This window comes from Cocleimonas flava, assembly GCF_004339015.1.
In the GTDB taxonomy this organism is placed as follows: Bacteria; Pseudomonadota; Gammaproteobacteria; order Thiotrichales; family Thiotrichaceae; genus Cocleimonas; species Cocleimonas flava.
In genome coordinates, this window is the sequence record NZ_SMFQ01000004.1 from 643,278 (window position 1) to 660,042 (window position 16,765).

The 16,765-nt window shown below is 40.5% G+C and carries 16 protein-coding genes; 10 read left to right on the forward strand and 6 right to left on the reverse strand.

Translation table 11 applies throughout. From position 1 onward, the window contains the following. Nucleotides 1-257: 257 nt before the first annotated feature. From EV695_RS14625 to EV695_RS20520, 7 genes are all read left to right on the forward strand, one after another. Nucleotides 258-746 carry a winged helix-turn-helix transcriptional regulator gene (locus tag EV695_RS14625; RefSeq protein ID WP_243651642.1) on the forward strand — a complete coding sequence of 163 codons (489 nt, stop codon included), beginning with the start codon at nucleotides 258-260 and terminating at the stop codon, nucleotides 744-746. Nucleotides 747-949: 203 nt separating this feature from the next. Then, nucleotides 950-2,053 (forward strand): ABC transporter ATP-binding protein, encoded by a 1,104-nt coding sequence (locus EV695_RS14630; protein WP_131906716.1) that lies wholly within the window; start codon nucleotides 950-952, stop codon nucleotides 2,051-2,053. A 114-nt stretch (nucleotides 2,054-2,167) separates the two neighbouring features. Further along, the gene (locus EV695_RS14635) at nucleotides 2,168-3,265 is read left to right on the forward strand and encodes an ABC transporter substrate-binding protein (RefSeq protein ID WP_131906717.1); all 1,098 of its coding nucleotides are present in this window, start codon (nucleotides 2,168-2,170) and stop codon (nucleotides 3,263-3,265) included. A gap of 188 nt (nucleotides 3,266-3,453) precedes the next feature. Next, nucleotides 3,454-4,725 carry an ABC transporter permease gene (locus EV695_RS14640; RefSeq protein WP_131906718.1) on the forward strand — a complete coding sequence of 424 codons (1,272 nt, stop codon included), beginning with the start codon at nucleotides 3,454-3,456 and terminating at the stop codon, nucleotides 4,723-4,725. 16 nt (nucleotides 4,726-4,741) lie between these two features. Beyond that, nucleotides 4,742-5,593, forward strand: coding sequence for an ABC transporter permease (locus EV695_RS14645; RefSeq protein ID WP_131906719.1), 852 nt, complete (start codon nucleotides 4,742-4,744; stop codon nucleotides 5,591-5,593). A 114-nt stretch (nucleotides 5,594-5,707) separates the two neighbouring features. Further along, the gene (locus tag EV695_RS14650; protein ID WP_131906720.1) at nucleotides 5,708-6,604 is read left to right on the forward strand and encodes a COG3904 family protein; all 897 of its coding nucleotides are present in this window, start codon (nucleotides 5,708-5,710) and stop codon (nucleotides 6,602-6,604) included. 111 nt (nucleotides 6,605-6,715) lie between these two features. Next, nucleotides 6,716-6,844 carry a hypothetical protein gene (locus EV695_RS20520; RefSeq protein ID WP_279388054.1) on the forward strand — a complete coding sequence of 43 codons (129 nt, stop codon included), beginning with the start codon at nucleotides 6,716-6,718 and terminating at the stop codon, nucleotides 6,842-6,844. Between the two features lie 144 nt (nucleotides 6,845-6,988). On the opposite strand, the gene EV695_RS14655 is transcribed toward EV695_RS20520, so the two are convergent. Continuing rightward, nucleotides 6,989-7,570 carry a hypothetical protein gene (locus EV695_RS14655; RefSeq protein WP_207907098.1) on the reverse strand — a complete coding sequence of 194 codons (582 nt, stop codon included), beginning with the start codon at nucleotides 7,568-7,570 and terminating at the stop codon, nucleotides 6,989-6,991. Between the two features lie 373 nt (nucleotides 7,571-7,943). On the opposite strand from EV695_RS14655, the gene EV695_RS14660 reads away from it, so the two are divergent. Beyond that, nucleotides 7,944-10,511 (forward strand): FAD-dependent oxidoreductase, encoded by a 2,568-nt coding sequence (locus tag EV695_RS14660; protein ID WP_131906721.1) that lies wholly within the window; start codon nucleotides 7,944-7,946, stop codon nucleotides 10,509-10,511. 111 nt (nucleotides 10,512-10,622) lie between these two features. On the opposite strand, the gene EV695_RS14665 is transcribed toward EV695_RS14660, so the two are convergent. Together EV695_RS14665 and EV695_RS14670 are read right to left on the reverse strand one after the other, a co-directional pair. Then, nucleotides 10,623-11,189, reverse strand: a complete 567-nt coding sequence (locus EV695_RS14665) for a CBS domain-containing protein (RefSeq protein ID WP_131906722.1) — start codon at nucleotides 11,187-11,189, stop codon at nucleotides 10,623-10,625. 108 nt (nucleotides 11,190-11,297) lie between these two features. After that, nucleotides 11,298-11,582: a hypothetical protein gene (locus EV695_RS14670; RefSeq protein ID WP_131906723.1), complete on the reverse strand. Its 285-nt coding sequence runs from the start codon at nucleotides 11,580-11,582 to the stop codon at nucleotides 11,298-11,300. A 321-nt stretch (nucleotides 11,583-11,903) separates the two neighbouring features. Between EV695_RS14670 and EV695_RS14675 the strand changes: the two genes are divergently transcribed. Together EV695_RS14675 and EV695_RS14680 are read left to right on the forward strand one after the other, a co-directional pair. Next, nucleotides 11,904-12,566 (forward strand): peroxiredoxin, encoded by a 663-nt coding sequence (locus EV695_RS14675; protein ID WP_131906724.1) that lies wholly within the window; start codon nucleotides 11,904-11,906, stop codon nucleotides 12,564-12,566. 184 nt (nucleotides 12,567-12,750) lie between these two features. Next, nucleotides 12,751-14,118: a D-serine ammonia-lyase gene (locus EV695_RS14680; RefSeq protein WP_131906725.1), complete on the forward strand. Its 1,368-nt coding sequence runs from the start codon at nucleotides 12,751-12,753 to the stop codon at nucleotides 14,116-14,118. Between the two features lie 50 nt (nucleotides 14,119-14,168). Here EV695_RS14680 and EV695_RS14685 read toward each other — a convergent pair whose 3' ends face one another. From EV695_RS14685 to EV695_RS14695, 3 genes are all read right to left on the reverse strand, one after another. Then, the gene (locus tag EV695_RS14685) at nucleotides 14,169-14,762 is read right to left on the reverse strand and encodes a biotin transporter BioY (protein WP_131906726.1); all 594 of its coding nucleotides are present in this window, start codon (nucleotides 14,760-14,762) and stop codon (nucleotides 14,169-14,171) included. Between the two features lie 154 nt (nucleotides 14,763-14,916). Next, on the reverse strand, nucleotides 14,917-15,891 hold the full coding sequence (locus tag EV695_RS14690; RefSeq protein ID WP_131906727.1) for a 5-oxoprolinase subunit C family protein: 975 nt from the start codon (nucleotides 15,889-15,891) through the stop codon (nucleotides 14,917-14,919). Next, nucleotides 15,881-16,756: a 5-oxoprolinase subunit B family protein gene (locus tag EV695_RS14695; RefSeq protein ID WP_131906728.1), complete on the reverse strand. Its 876-nt coding sequence runs from the start codon at nucleotides 16,754-16,756 to the stop codon at nucleotides 15,881-15,883. Before EV695_RS14695 ends, EV695_RS14690 begins: the two co-directional genes overlap by 11 nt. Nucleotides 16,757-16,765 lie beyond the last annotated feature (9 nt).

A 16,765-nucleotide genomic window follows, 5' to 3' on the forward strand; every position in this document is an offset into this window, starting at 1 on the left:
AGTATAATTTAATAATTTAAATTAGCATCTTTTAATTATCATTATTTGATAAGCAAATCCTTATGTATTTTTTCATAGCTTATAAAAAAACTGCCTGTAAGTGGGGAGGTGCCTTTTATATACTCAGATAAACTGTCCTTATAATTAATAAGAAATTAAGATGCTTTATAATGAACTTTTTTGGCATAATATCTCTCTATTCCTTCAGTACCAAGAACAAACCCAAACATCTGCATTAGTAAACAGGATGAAATATCGTGATAGAAAAAAATAAAGTACTTCAACTGGATTCCATAGATAAACGCATTCTGGAAGAGCTACAACATAATGCAAGAATTTCAAACGTTGAATTATCAAAACGTGTTAACCTAAGTCCCACACCCTGTCTTGAAAGAGTCAAACGTCTTGAAAAAGCAGAAGTTATTCAAGGCTATCACGCCATCATTTGTCCCGTAAAAACAAACACGTCTTTATTAGTATTCATCGAGGTCACTCTGGAAAAAACGAACAATGAAGTTTTTAGAGAATTTTCCAACAGAGTAAAAAACTATTCTGAAATACTAGAATGTCACATGATAGCAGGTGGTTTTGATTATCTATTGAAGCTTCGCTTTAGCGATATTCAACAATATCGAGAGTTTCTGGGAAAAGGGTTAGATACATTGCCCTATGTTTCACTCACTCATACCAATATTGTCAGTGAAGAAGTGAAAGACACTACTTACAACGACCTCAGAAATATATAACTCCAAAAACTGACTAAATAATTCTTAAAGACAGGATTTAATCCTGTTATTTGCCATAAAACGACATATAAATACATATTAAACACTTAGAAAATTAATATTAATCATAAGTTTGACAATGAATATTCCTTAACCTATATTTTTTACAGAATTAATGAATAAAACCAGCTTTTTTAATAATAAAACCACAGACCCTTAAATTTATGCCTGTAAACAAAGAAGATTACTTAGTTAGATTCGAAAATGTTCAAAAGAGTTATGATGGCGAAATCCTCGTTGTTAAAGACCTAAATTTAAATATGGCAAAAGGTGAGTTTCTCACCATGTTAGGCCCCTCAGGGTCAGGCAAAACAACTTGCCTCATGATGCTCGCAGGTTTTGAGCCAGCCACACACGGTGAAATATACCTAGACAATGTCCCAATAAACCGTGTTCCTCCGCATAAACGCGGTATCGGCATGGTTTTCCAAAGCTACGCACTATTCCCACACATGACTATCGGTGAAAATTTATCTTTCCCTTTAGAAGTTCGAAAGATGGGAAAATCAGAGCGCGAAGCAAAAGTTAAAAATGCCTTAGACATGGTGCAATTAGGTAACTTTGCAGATAGACGTCCAGCGCAATTGTCTGGTGGTCAGCAACAACGAGTTGCCGTAGCAAGGTCTTTAGTATTTGATCCAGATGTTGTCCTGATGGATGAACCTTTAGGCGCATTAGATAAAAACTTACGCGAACAAATGCAGTATGAAATCAAACACATACACGAAAGACTTGGTGTAACAGTTTTATATGTAACGCACGACCAAAGCGAAGCGCTGACAATGTCAGACCGCGTTGCAGTATTCGATGCTGGTGTTATCCAGCAATTAGCACCACCCAATATTCTTTATGAAGAGCCTGAAAATGCATTCGTTGCTGATTTTATTGGTGATAACAATTGCCTCCATGGCATAGTCACCAGTGAAACTGAAAACAGCTGCGTAGTTAAAACCGATGATGGCTCTCAGATACAAGCGAATAAAATTAATATCAAGGGAGTCGGACAGCCTTCTACATTATCTATCCGACCTGAACGCGTTATTGTTAACCCAGAACCTGGTCAGGTACCTAATATATTTGAAGCCAAGGCTGCGGAACTCATTTACCTCGGCGACCACATTCGTACGCGCATGGAAGTCTGTGGAAATGATAATTTTTACGTGAAGATCCCCAATTCTTCACACCATGCTGATCTTAATAAAGGCGATACCGTCAAGATCGGCTGGAATGAATATGATTGTCGCGCATTAGACGCGTTTGATAATTAAAGACTCTAAACCCCAGAGTCATATACGGATTTGGCATTAGCCTCTTACCTGTGCGGAAGAAACAATATCCGCACTTTTCATCAAGAACATTATTACCATCAAAGGAGATTAATAATGAAAACTTTTATCCAGTGTAGCCTAGCTACTGCAGTACTTGCAGCAAGCGTAAGCACAGCTCAAGCAAAAACCGAAATGGTTGTTGTATCTTGGGGTGGCGCTTATACAAAAAGTCAGCAGAAAGCTTATCACGAGCCCTACATGAAGGAACATCCAGACGTCAAGATCATCAATGATGACTCTGCAGCTGAAGGCGCATCTAAATTACGTGCTCAAGCAGAAGCTGGAAAAATCTCATGGGATTTGGTCGATGTTGTTCCTGATGATGCTGTTGCACTTTGTGACGAAGGTCTAGCCCTCGAAGTTGATGTTGATAAACTATTAGCACCAGCTCCAGATGGAACACCTGCTTCTGAAGACTTTGGCGATTCTCTTGTTTCACCATGTTTCATTCCACAGATTGTTTACTCAACAACTATCGGTTTCCGTACTGATAAAGTTGGCAGCACTCCACCAACAAGCATAAACGATGTTTTTGATACTAAAAAATATCCTGGAAAACGTGCTCTACAAAAGAACCCAATCGGTAACCTTGAGTGGGCTTTAATGGCTGACGGTGTTGCAGGTAAAGACGTTTATAAAGAGCTAGAGACTGAAGAAGGCGTAGCACGCGCATTCAAAAAGCTAGACACCATTAAGAAAGATGTAATCTGGTGGACGAAAGGTGCTCAACCTGGTCAGCTACTTGCTGATGGCGAAGTTGTAATGGCTTCTGCTTATAACGGTCGTCTATTCTCTGCAATTGTAGAAAACAAGCAACCTGTTGGCATGATGTGGGATGCTCAGTTATTCGAACTAGACGGATGGATTATCCCTAAAGGTGCTCCTAACCTGGAAGAAGTTAAGAAATACTTAAAATTCGCTACAGATACACAGCGTTTAGCTGATCAGGCTAAGTATATTTCTTACGGTCCAGCACGTAAGTCGTCTGCAGCGTTAGTAGGTAAGCATGCTGAGCTAGGTATAGATATGGCTCCACACATGCCTACAAACCCAGCTAATGCTAAAAACACACTGTTTAAAGACATTAACTTTTGGGCTGATCGCAAAGAAGAACTTGCTGAGAAGTTTGAAGCTTGGTTAGCTAAAGGCTAATTAAAGCGCTTAAAAATAGCCGGATTTACTCCGGCTATTTTTATTCACCTTTAATCTAATTTACACAAGCTAGATAGTTTATACACGTTAGATAATATTTAGATAGAACAGCTAATAGAACAGCTAGAAACAGCATTTACTAATAGTTTCTCATCATAAAAGTACAACCCTAAATTCATGGATCTAGAATGACAAAAAGCGAAACGGGCGATTTAAAAACAGCAGACGGCATTTCATTAAAGTTAAGCCTCCAGCGCTCTTTACGAAGAAAGAAACGCAACGCCCTACTCCTAGTGGCTCCCTTATTCCTATTCATTCTAATTACCTTTATATTGCCGATCTTTTACATGTTAATGAAAAGTGTCGACAATTCTATTACTCAAGAAATTCTGCCCACTGCAGCACCTTTATTATTAAAGTGGGACCCTAAGTCGGGCGAGCTTCCCGATGAAGAAGTATTTAAAGCATTCATCATCGATGGCAAGGTCGCAGCCAAAGAGAAAACCATCAATCGCTTAGGTAAGCGTTTGAATTATGAAAAATCAGGCACATCGAGTCTGTTTAGAAAAACAGGCCGTAAACTCAGAAAACTAGACCCTGAAAAACTCACAACCACGTATCAAGAAGCCCTCATAGGTATGGATAAAAAATGGGGAAAACTGGAAACATGGCAACTCCTTCATAGAGAAAGCGGTCCTTATACCAAATCGTATTTCCTATCAGCTGTTGATATGAAACAGGACGTTGATGGTGTTACCTGGAAAGCGGAAGACAGCCAGATTTACTTAAATCTGTTTAAACGCACGCTGTGGCTGAGCTTTTTAATTACCTTTTTAACGGTGTTACTGGGTTACCCAATTGCCTATTTATTAGCAACATTAAAAACCAGCACCAGTAACTTATTAATCATTCTGGTACTACTGCCCTTCTGGACATCACTACTGGTAAGAACCAGTTCGTGGATTGCCTTATTGCAGAAGGAAGGTGTTATCAACGACTTCCTCTTCGCCATCGGCTTGATTAGTAATGATGGCAGACTAGCGATGATCCACAACCAGACAGGTACTGTGGTCGCCATGACACATATTTTATTGCCCTTCATGATTCTACCGTTGTTTAGTGTGATGAAGACTATTAATCCTAGCTATGTGCGCGCCGCGCGTTCTATGGGCGCAGATTCATTCACGGCATTTAGACGCGTGTATTTCCCCAATACCATAGCGGGTATCGGCGCAGGAGGCATCCTGGTTTTCATCCTTTCAATCGGTTATTACATTACCCCTGCTTTAGTCGGTGGAACACAAGGTACGTTGATCAGTAACTTTATTGCTTATCATATTTCAGGATCACTTAATTGGGGCTTAGCTGCCGCTTTAGGAACGCTATTACTCTTGCTAGTAGTCGCACTTTATATCCTCTATGACAAAATTGTCGGCATCGACAATATGAAACTGGGTTAAGGAAAAGGAAATAGATATGGCACTTCCACTACACGCAACAACTGGCGAAAGAATCTGGCATTACACATTTTTAACAATATGTGTGCTCATCTTTGCTTTTCTTATTATTCCGATTTTGGTCATCATACCGTTATCGTTTAATGCACAGCCCTATTTTACGTTTACACCTGAAATGGTGGCGTTTGATCCGGCAGGTTATTCAACGAAATGGTATGAAGCCTTCTTCAGTGATTCTAACTGGCGAGCCGCTGTTAAAAACTCATTAATCATCGCGTTGTTCTCGACTATTATCTCAACCTTCCTCGGCACCTTAGCCGCCTTAGGTTTAAGTCAAAAAGATTTTCCATTCAAGACAGCGATGATGGGTATCCTGATCTCGCCAATGATTGTGCCTCTTATCATTTCTGCTGCAGGTATGTTCTTTTTCTACGCCAAAATTAACTTATTAGGCACACACATTGGTGTAATCCTCGCGCATGCTGCGTTAGCTACACCCTTTGTTGTGATAACCGTTACAGCGACGCTGACAGGCTTTGACCACAGTTTAACCCGTGCAGCAGCAAACCTTGGTTCATCACCTACCAATACCTTCTTCCGCATCACTGTTCCTCTGATTACACCAGGTGTTATTTCAGGCGCATTGTTCGCCTTTATCACCTCTTTTGATGAAGTGGTAGTGGTGTTATTTGTAGGTAGTGTTAATCAACGTACCATACCTTGGGCGATGTTCTCTGGTATACGTGAAGAGATTAGCCCAACAATTTTGGCAGTTGCGACGCTATTGATTACGTTCTCAATAATCTTATTGTTTATGGTTGAGTTACTACGCCGTAGAAATGAAAGATTAAGAGGCATTACACCTCACTAACGAACGACGTAAACAATGAAGAATAAAGTTGTGACTCATTATCTGAGAACAAACAACGGCTAAAAACGAAAAGCCACCCCCCACCTTTTAGGCCTTTTTTTAAAAAGGCTTTCATTGAGCAAAGGGTCGATTATCAAATTCTTAATCAATTACTGGAATGGAAAGCTGAATATCAGCTTTTCATTCTGGGTTGTGTTTCTTTTTCTTTTGATATTATTGAGCCTGTTAGAACCACTAATACTCCGCACTTTCTTTGATGACCCGCAGCAACGCATTAGTGCAACCTTTATATCGCTGGCTATTACCAGACTGATTATCTTTCCCTGGCAACTGATCGGTTTGATACGTGTTGTCGACAGAGACTTTGTTAAAGCCTCAAGTACAATCAAAACGCGTTTTATTCAGGCAGCAATGGTCCTCTCGGTATTATTCACGCTGTCTTACAGTCTTGAATTAATTCAGGATGCGTACTTGTATAAGAACAAAATCGAACGTTTGGCAGCCAAACAGGAGCAACCGTCCTACACCCTTTCTATAGACCCACAAAAACAACAATTAACCATAAAAGGCGATTTAGACATTGGTATCACAAAAGCCGTCACCTCATTGATTGAAAAGAATAAAACCATTACCTCGGTGCTATTAGAAAGCAATGGTGGGCACATTTATGAAGGCCGAGGCTTATCTAAATTATTTTCCAGATATAACCTCGATACAGAAGTAGATAAGTATTGCAGCAGCGCTTGTGCCAGTGCGTTCATTGGCGGTAACAAACGCCACCTTTCAAAAGGCGCAAAACTAGGCTTCCACCAGTACAAACTGGATTATTCACACCACAAAAAGCTCGTCCCCTTTCACAAGCCGGAAGAGGAACAACGCCGGGATATTGAGTTGTTTAAATCCAGAGGAATCAATCAAAGCTTTCTGGATAAAGTCTTTAGTAAAAAGCCAGATCAAATGTGGTTCCCAACTCACGAAGAGCTGCTCGCCGCATCGGTTATCACTCCATAAAGGTGAATATCTCACAAACTCACCGTGAATATGTCACAAAGTGTTTTCGCTTCAAGTCCTATACTGATCTCAACCTGAAAGGAACAGGTTAATTCATAAAAGGAGAAAGGAATGTCATCATTAATTAAACACCTAATCAGTAAGTTTAACCGCTTAAACGCACGCAATAGTTTTTCTGGATTAGAAGTCCACAAAAACCCATTTGGCACTGATCAGGATCTAACAATAAGAACAAAATGATCGACATTTAGCAGACAACCAGACTAGTGCCTTACTAGTCTGGTTATTTTAAAATGTATACCCACCCCCCTACTTTGGGGGCTTTTTTTTACTTATCTTTTTTACCTATCTTTATTTTGCTTGTCTTTATATGTAATAAGTAAACTAGTTATATGTAGGTACGGGAAAATCTGCTTTTTCTCTATCTAGGCTATTGTTCGACGGAACAGTCACCAGTTTCACTTCATTTTGTCTTTGTGTTGGCTCTGGTAATAACTTCAGGAATAAACCTAAAGCAGCAAGCAATATCGCAGTACTAATGATAATGGCTACGGGATAATATAGATTTCCTGCCATATCAAGCTGACTATACTTAATCACCATAATCAAACCCTCAAGAGATAAAGCCACACACACCGTGCCGATAAAACGTGGCAGTGTTCTTCTAAGGCTGGTGATTACATTATGCTCACCTTTATCTAGTCGGTACTCCTGATTGATAACTAAAGCTAGCTCAAACACCGCTAAAGCAATAATGCCAGTATTAATACTCTTTAAAATGACTGGCATGAACTCTTCACCAGCAATGATACTTTCACCCACCATCACCAACATTGAGATGGCGATCAGCCCTGATAAAACAAAAAACAAGAAAGAAAATGCCCCTGCAAATAAAGACCTGATCGAAAAACCACCACGGCTTTTTTCTGCTAATTGTTTCTGTTTATTTTCACTATTATTATTCATGTAAACCTCGCAAACCCATTTTAATCATTTGCAGTATCAGTTTAATAAACGCGTTGCGTCGATACTGCAAATATTGAAACTACTCAGACTGTGATTAAAGATACTGGTTCATTCAACAGAAATATGAATTTTAAAGCTTTGTATAATTTATTAAGCCACCCCCCTACTTACAGGCGTTTTTTAGGCAGCTTTCTTTTACTAATGGTTTATCTGAATAAGCGAGTCCGACGCATATCAAACATAAAATATCGTTTTTAAATAAGGTCAGTAATTTGTTTCAGGCAAAATCAATCACGTTAGGATATTGTAAGAGCAAGTATCTTAATGAAATTGAAACCTACCATACTACCGATTGATCTAGAGAGTGAAACACATGGCAAAATTTCCAGAAAAAGCAAAAGTCGTCATTATCGGCCTCGGCGGCATTACTGGCTCATCAGTAGCGCATCACCTAATCGAACGCGGCTGGGATGATATTGTCGGCATCGATAAGTCAGCCATTCCAACAGATATTGGATCAACCGCACACGCATCTGATTTTTGCTTTAACACCATGCACGATCAAATGACCATGCACACCACGAAATACAGTATCGACTTCTTCGAGAAAATGGGTCGCTACGAGCGCATTGGCGGTATCGAAGTAGCACGTGTTGGTGATGATGAACGCATGGTCGAACTCAAGCGCCGTGTAACGTCTGGCAAGGCTTTCGGTAATCGCGTTGAAATGATTACACCCGCAGAAGCCAAAGAGAAATTTCCGCACCTTGAAGAAGACGTTATCCAGGGCGCGCTTTGGGATCCTGATGCAGGACTCGTTGTGCCACGCTCACAAACCGTTGCCGGTGAATTAGTGGAGATGGGCGTCGCATCCGGAAAGTTACAATCCTTCGCCAATACCTCCTGTACCGGTCTAAAAATTGAAGATGGTCATATCAAAGGGGTAGAAACTAATCGCGGCTATATCGAAGCAGATTATGTGGTGTGTTGTGCCGGCCTTTGGGGGCGTTTAATCGCAGAAATGGCCGGTGAAGATTTACCGATTATGCCTGTCGATCACCCACTAACCTTCTTTGGCGGTTTTGACGAATTTGCCAATACAGGCAAAGAAATCGGTTATCCATTACTAAGAGATCAGGGGAACTCCGCGTACTTACGCGATACCGGCGACCCTAAATCTGCCGAAGGTGGTCAAATAGAATGGGGTTATTACGAAGAGAAAGTGCCGCGTATGTGTCATCCTCGCGATATTTTAGAAAAAGAAGATTGTCGCTTATCTCCGTCAATGCGCGATCTGGAATTAGAACAAGTCATAGAGCCCATGGAACGCGCCATGGAGCTTACCCCTATTCTTGGCGATCTGGGTTACGACGAGAAATACTCGTTTAACGGTTTACTACAAGTTACCGCTGATGGTGGCCCTTCTATTGGCGAATCAGCCAATGTTCGTGGGCTATGGTACGTAGAATCTGTGTGGGTCAAAGATGGTCCCGGCACTGGCAAAATAGTTGCTGACTGGATGACTGATGGGGTTACCGAGTTTGATCATTCCAGTATCGATGTTGCCCGTTATTACCCGTTCCAACAGACCGAACAATACATTGCTGATCGATGTTACGAGACGGCATTCAAAATCTATAATCCACCAGTTCACAATCGCGAACCTTATACTGCAGCTCGTAATCATCACAAAAGCCCTTTCTGGGAACGCGAAAAAGAACTTGGCGGTTACTTCATGGAAGCCGTGGGCTGGGAACGCGCGCACGGTTACGCCTCTAACGAACATCTACTCGAAAAATGGGGCGATAAAGTCCCTGTGCGCGAAGTGGAATGGGAGAACCGTCATTTCTGGCGCGTATCCAATGCAGAACATCTGGAAATGTCAGAAAACGTGGGAATGATTAACCTTTGTCATTTTGCGGTTTACGATGTGACGGGTGACCAAGCCGCAGACTTTATGGAATTCCTCTGCGTAGCAAAGGTTGCGGGTGATACACCAACAGGCAAAGGCATTTACACACACTTTCTGGATCATACGGGTGGTGTTCGCGCTGACTTAACCGTTTTGCGCCTTGCTGAAAACCATTACCGTGTTATCGATGGTGGTTACAACGGTAACCGTGACTTTGTCTGGATGAAGCGTCTGTCTGAAGATCACGGCTACACACAACTATCTATTGTTGATCATTCACCTGATTTTGGCTGTATCGGACTTTGGGGGCCTAATGCACGTACAACTTTAGAGAAGTTAGTCGCCAACCCGGAAGAACTCAGCAATGAAAACTTTCCATTCGTAGCGGTTAAAGATATCGAGATTGCGGGTAAAACAGTATCCGCTTTCCGCATCTCCTACGTTGGTGAGCAAGGCTGGGAATTACATTTCAAATACGAAGATGGACTCGCAGTATGGGATGCGCTTTACGCAGAAGGCGTGCTACCGGTGGGTATAGAAACATATGCCAGCAGTCGTCGCGTAGAAAAAAGTTTGCGTATTCAAAATACCGACATCCTCACCGAATACAATCTGCTAGAAGTCGATCTCGCGCGTAAACTGGTAAAAGCAGCAGATTTCTACGGTAAAGAAGCTTACCTGAAAATTCGCGACAGAGAACACCAACCGGCAACATTATGTACTTTGAGTATGGAAGATAATACCGATGCCAATGGTGTAAAACGTTATCCACTAGGGAATTGTCCAATCATCGACCCAGAAACCGGTGACGTTCTGATCGATTCTGTGGGTAGACGTTCTTACACCACCAGTATCGAATACGGCCCAAGCATTGGTAAAAATATCGCACTGGCGTTCATTCCACATGAATACTGTCAGGAAGGTCGAATTTTAGATATGGACTACTTCGATGAAATCTACAAAGTAAAAATCGAATCGGTTGGATACGGCGCGATGTACGACCCAGAGGGAATTAAAACGCACTCTTGATTCAAGCAATATTATCTGGAAAAAACAGACGCCTATGTAATATGGGCGTCTGTTATTCACTGATACGTCTTTATCCTAAAGTCTTTTTATTCGTTAAGGACTTTCTATTATCTAAAGACTTCCTATCGCATTAAACACATCCGCAAACGATGCGGTTTTGGTCTCAATATCCAACGGAATATGCAGGCGACGCGCGATGTCAGACGTTGAAATAATTCCTCTGATTTGATGCTTATTCGGCTCGACTACCAAAAAGTGCTGCACCCCATCTTTCTTCAACGTTTCTACAACATCTCCAATGGTAGATGCCATCAACTCCTTATACTCCAGAGCCATGATATCTTCTCTTGGTGTCATCAAATCCCTGACCAGAACATCTTCACGATCACGTCCTTTCGTGTGCTCTTTTAACAAATTTTGATCGCTGAGCTGATCTAAACTGATTGTACCTAGCAGCTCCCCTTCTCTATCTACCGCGATCTGTAAACGTACATGCGTCTTTTGCATGAGATATTTGGCTTGAACCGCTGAAATATCAGATTCAATCATTAACGGCATGTGTTTTTTAAAGTCTGTAAACACAGAAACTGCCGGTGAACTCAGGGTTATTTCATCAAAATCTTCTGGACGAACCAAATGTTCAACACGGTTTAATGGGTGTAAATTCATCTTCTTCATAATCAAATACCTATTCTATTTTTTACAAAACACACGCCCACGAATTCCTATGGAGAATAAATAAAAGGCATATGCATTAGTTGTTTAAACTGATTTGGGCTAGATCAATCAGAAAATAGGAGGACCGCGAATATAAAGGGTCTTTTTGACTTTGAGAATGGCTTTTTGCAAGACAGCAAATAAGCCGATGCTAAATACATTTACTACTAAATGGGAATTTGTTTGAGGCGCAGGTGCAAGATCTGGACTATCGTCAAAATCAACGACATCAGGAATATAGTGTTTATGGACGCTCGCATGCTCATCATTCGATACAAAGGTATCCGTTGAGACGCTGACGATAAAGAACAGCGACACCAAACACAGAATAAATGACAATTTAATAAAACGCATTTTTATAATTTTTTCTACCTAATGCTACCTATTGCTACTTAAGTAAATAATAAGTGTAGTTTTTGCGTGTTTCTTTGCGCACGATACTACTAACATTTTTTAAGTCAATATTAGAATGGGTGAGCTTTTTTAACTAATTCTTAACCCTTTCTTCCTGATTTCAATTTTCATCACATACAAAAAATAAAAACCAAACAAAAACCAGTTATCTTAAAATGTGATATATAAATCTGTTTATATCACTTTTACAGAAATTAATTTTCATGAATAATCCGTTCCACATTAACAACAACACTCAAACCAAATAAAAAAGGATTAAACATGTCAGCATTAAGAATAAATGATATAGCACCAGATTTTACCGCAAACACAACCTTAGGCACGGTCAACTTTCACGAGTGGATTGGTGACAGTTGGGCTGTTTTATTTTCACACCCTAAAGACTTCACACCAGTTTGCACCACAGAGTTAGGTGAAGTTGCACGTCTACAACCTGAGTTTGAAAAACGCAATGTAAAAACAATTGGTCTAAGCGCAGATTCAATTGATAATCATGGCGAATGGGAAAAAGACATTGCAGAAACGCAAGGTTCAACCGTTAACTTCCCAATGATTGGCGACGAAGACCTTAACGTATCGAAGCTTTACAATATGCTTCCTGCAGATGAAGAAGCTGATGCAGATGGTCGTACCGCGGCTAACAACCAAACCGTTCGCACTGTATTTGTTATCGGACCAGATAAGCGCATTAAACTAATGCTAACTTACCCAATGGCAACAGGTCGTAACTTCCAGGAAATCTTACGTGTTATCGATGCGATGCAATTAACCGCAGAGTACAAGGTAGCGACACCAGTAAACTGGGTAGATGGCGATGACGTGATCATTGTACCGACTGTGTCAGACGAAGAAGCAAAAGGACTTTTCCCAGCAGGATGGAAAACTATCAAGCCTTACTTAAGAACAACTAAGCAACCTGGCTAAGTCATACTGGCTATCGCTTAAACACTAAAATAACCCACCATTTGGTGGGTTATTTTTTGCCTATAAATAACACAAAGGCTACTTAAACCACCTACATTTTTTCCCAAAAAACGCTAATTAAGATAATACTTCTGGTCAGTCATCTATAATTAAAAAAGATACGATTACTCAGGAATTTCAATCAATGACCCGCAGCAGCGATACTCACTCAAATCTTAAATCCAACCTAATATCAGAGCACTCTTTAAAATTCCCAGAGATCAAAGACCTAGCAAATGCTAAAGCAGTATTTTGGGTAAACAACCATCAATTACCTTTTGCTGATGCGCGCTCTACACTTGATTTTTCAGAATCTGACGAGCACGATGCGGCGGCTCGCCTTGATCGGTTTAGCCCTTATATCGCTCTAACCTTTCCTGAAACTCGTCCCACTAACGGCATTATTGAATCGGACTTAGTCACCGCACCTACGATGCAAAAGGCGCTTGAAACCTTTTACGATATGGATCTTGCCGGTCGGTTACTGATTAAACTCGATAGCCACTTACCTATTTCTGGTTCCATCAAAGCACGTGGCGGCATTTATGAAGTACTCAAATATGCTGAGAGTCTCGCGATCAAAGCAGGTTTACTCAACACTAACGATGATTACTCCGTTTTAAGCACTGAAAAGTTTACCGAATTCTTTGGTGATTACGCTTTGGTCGTCGGCTCTACCGGAAACCTTGGCATGAGCATTGGCATTATGGGTGCAAGCCTCGGCTTAAAAGTCACGGTACACATGTCAGCTGATGCCCGACAATGGAAGAAAGACTTATTGCGCAGTAAAGGCGTGACCGTTCAAGAATACGAAGATGATTACAGCTTCGCGGTAGCTCAAGGAAGAGCTGAAGCAGATAAAGACCCAAATTGTCACTTTGTCGATGACGAATCTTCAGCCGATTTATTCCTCGGCTATTCTGTAGCCGCCAGACGATTGAAGAAGCAATTAGCAGAACTTGAAATTAACGTTGATGACGAACACCCACTGTTTGTTTATCTACCCTGTGGTGTTGGCGGAGGCCCTGGTGGTCTTAGCTTTGGCCTAAAATTAGCATTTGGAGATAATGTTCACTGCATATTCGCCGAACCCACTCATGCACCCGCTGTTATTTTAGGTTTAGGAACGGGGTTACACGAAGACATAAGTGCCAAAGATATCGGATTAGATGGTCTGACGGCAGCAGATGGTTTAGCCGTTAGCCGCCCCTCTGGCTTGGTGTGTAAAAACATGGAGCCACTACTCGATGGTGTATACACCGTTGAAGATAAAGAACTGTATCAACTACTTAGATTAGCCGCAGACACTGAGAAACTCCAACTAGAACCTTCTGCACTCGCAGGTTTCCCTGGCATCAACATCGTGAATAAGAACGAGAATTACCTAAAGGCCAAAGGACTCATGGAAAAAATGGAAAATGCTACGCATATTGCATGGGCAACGGGTGGAAGTATGGTTCCTGATTCTGTGTGGCAGGATTACTATGATTTGGGTGATGCTAGAAATTGTTAGTGTACCCCTTGGATAATTTCAAAGAATACACTAACAATATATTTATCCTTCTAGCTTTTCTTTCCTAGTAATTTCCAAGCAAGAGGTAGTGAAAGAGCAGCTAAACCTATTTTCAAAATTGCTCCTAACGCAAAAGGCGTAAAACCTAGTTCTAACAAAGATGCATCCCAACCAATAATACTGCCCAACCAGAGTAAGCCAAAAGCAAAAATTATTGCGGTACCAATTGTCATAGAAATCAAGGTAGATAAAATATTTTTACCAAAACCACGCTCAGCAAGAATACCTACAGTTACAGCTGATACTAAAAATCCTAAAAGATACCCACCTGTTGGGCCAAACATATAGGCAAGACCAATACCACGCTCTGGGCTTCCTGAAAAGACAGGAAGTCCTAATGCTCCTTCAACTAGATATAACGTAATAGTTGCTCCACCGAGCTTCGCACCATAAGACATCCCTATCATCAAGACAACAAACGTTTGCATTGTCATTGGCACAGGATAGAAAGGTATACTAATTTTGGCTGACGCCCATAGAGCTAAGGAACCCACAAGGGCTAGAAATACCTTTGTCAGCATCGAGTCTTTTAATCCAGATACTTCCTGGATGAGTGTTGGGTAGGTAATTTGTTTAAAGAACATACTGTTCCTCCAATTATTAATTAGTTAAGTAAATAGATATATGCTGATTAAGAAATACATTTAACAGATTGTTTAATATTTCCTATATCCTCAATATATGTCCAAATTAAAAAGCGTATAAAAATCAAATTTATTGCTAAATCATCACTCTGATTTAACTAAGAAAATCTCTTACTTTTGAAAGCTTTTCTTTTCTTTCTCTTCGAGCAATAAGAGCTTCTTCCATAGTGACAGGGACAAACGTGCTAGGTTTATTTGGCTGAAGTTGACCGATTAAATCCATATCAGCAGAAATAACGACACCAACCATGAAATAACCACCACCTGAGACGGCATCACGATGTAGGACAATAGGTTCTGAGCCACTAGGAACTTGAATTGATCCATATGGATAACAACTATCAACTATATTTGATGGATCAGAACCCGCACCAAAGGCCTGCTCTCTATCAACAAAATCTAATGCTTCCCCGCCTTTAAAACGGTAACCGATACGATCAGCTTCAGGTGCAACTTTCCATGTATCATTAATAAAAGTTGCTTGAGATTTTTCTGTTATACGATGCCAGTAAATTCCAGGTATAAATCTTAGTTCACCAGGCTTCTGTGGAAGATTTCTTAGGCTTTCATCAATACTTTTTTCAGTATGCTTACTAATGTCACACTCGTTTATTGGCAACTCATCCTGAGCAGCTAAACCCCTACCTTCAAAACCTCCTAGTGCTCCAAGCGTGTATGTTGATCGACTACCTAATATTATTGGTACATCAATTCCACCTGAAACCGCAATATAAGCTCTTGCTCCAGAGGTAAGAAAATCAAACGATAAAGTTTGACCTGCTTTTATCACAAAAGAAGCCCATGTACTTTTAGCCTCACCATCAACTTTAGGTAGCATTCCTGCGCCAGTGACTGCAACAATAGCATCTTTGTTAAATAGTAATTCAGGCCCCATAAAAGCTGCTTCAAGAACTGCAGCACCTTCATCGTTACCGACTAATAAATTTGAAACTCTTAAAGCGTAACGATCCATTCCACCAGATAAAGGAATGCCTAAATGATAATAACCAGGTCTACCAAGATCTTGAACACTAGTTGATAACCCAGGTGTGATTACTTTAATTGACATATAAAGCCTCCTTAATAACTTTGTTATAGCCTTCCATGTCATTATTAAAATCATCTAACACGAAAGTCACCGGTTTTGTGAGAGGTTCAAATGTACCCTCCTCCACATCAAGTAGTATTTGATCGTATTCGTCTCTATCGACCGATCTATATTTAACAATATCTCCTGGTTTAAAAAACAACATGAAATCCTTCAGATGATTTACCTTCTGGTTTGGATCGAAAATTGGCATTGGGGTTACACCAAACATCTGATAGCCTCCTGCACCCCGTACGGAATAGATACACGAAAAACAACCTCCATGACCTACAGTATGCTTTGGGGTATCTGTGCGAGGTCGAAGATACTTCGGAACTTCTATTTGATGTTCTCTATCAACTAACTGATACATAAATGGTAAACCCGCAACAAAACCTACCATTGTGACTATCCAGGGTGTTTCTTGATGAGCGTTGATGAAATCGTCAACAGAATCAAAATTATTAATGCGTGCCCCATACTCTAGATCGGTTCCATCAGGATCTTGATGTCTTTCTCTGAATCTCATTAATGTTTCATGGGTCCATGGATCATTGTAGTAAACAGGAATTTCAATAATTCGTGTTTCTAAAACATTTTCAATATGATCTACATCATTTTCAATTCCAACTAATGTATCCATCATATCGTTTGGATGTATTTTGTCGGGATCATACTTTATTTGAAAAGAGGCATTTGCAGGACAGACTTCAATAATCCCATCAATATTCTTTTCTTTAATTTGATTGGTCATGGCTAGGCTTTTAAAAAAAGCTTCTAGAGACATTTCTTTATCTACTTCAACGAAAATGTGCTCATCACCGCCAAAGGAATAGCGTGTTTTCATTTTGTTTCT

Coding starts and splice junctions, on each gene's coding strand:
- EV695_RS20520 (WP_279388054.1), top strand. CDS start 6,716: ATGTCATCATTAATTAAACACCTAATCAGTAAGTTTAACCGCTTAAAC.
- EV695_RS14665 (WP_131906722.1), bottom strand. CDS start 11,189: ATGAAGAAGATGAATTTACACCCATTAAACCGTGTTGAACATTTGGTT.
- EV695_RS14635 (WP_131906717.1), top strand. CDS start 2,168: ATGAAAACTTTTATCCAGTGTAGCCTAGCTACTGCAGTACTTGCAGCA.
- EV695_RS14680 (WP_131906725.1), top strand. CDS start 12,751: ATGACCCGCAGCAGCGATACTCACTCAAATCTTAAATCCAACCTAATA.
- EV695_RS14690 (WP_131906727.1), bottom strand. CDS start 15,891: ATGTCAATTAAAGTAATCACACCTGGGTTATCAACTAGTGTTCAAGAT.
- EV695_RS14670 (WP_131906723.1), bottom strand. CDS start 11,582: ATGCGTTTTATTAAATTGTCATTTATTCTGTGTTTGGTGTCGCTGTTC.
- EV695_RS14630 (WP_131906716.1), top strand. CDS start 950: ATGCCTGTAAACAAAGAAGATTACTTAGTTAGATTCGAAAATGTTCAA.
- EV695_RS14685 (WP_131906726.1), bottom strand. CDS start 14,762: ATGTTCTTTAAACAAATTACCTACCCAACACTCATCCAGGAAGTATCT.
- EV695_RS14695 (WP_131906728.1), bottom strand. CDS start 16,756: ATGAAAACACGCTATTCCTTTGGCGGTGATGAGCACATTTTCGTTGAA.
- EV695_RS14645 (WP_131906719.1), top strand. CDS start 4,742: ATGGCACTTCCACTACACGCAACAACTGGCGAAAGAATCTGGCATTAC.
- EV695_RS14660 (WP_131906721.1), top strand. CDS start 7,944: ATGGCAAAATTTCCAGAAAAAGCAAAAGTCGTCATTATCGGCCTCGGC.
- EV695_RS14640 (WP_131906718.1), top strand. CDS start 3,454: ATGACAAAAAGCGAAACGGGCGATTTAAAAACAGCAGACGGCATTTCA.
- EV695_RS14675 (WP_131906724.1), top strand. CDS start 11,904: ATGTCAGCATTAAGAATAAATGATATAGCACCAGATTTTACCGCAAAC.
- EV695_RS14655 (WP_207907098.1), bottom strand. CDS start 7,570: ATGAATAATAATAGTGAAAATAAACAGAAACAATTAGCAGAAAAAAGC.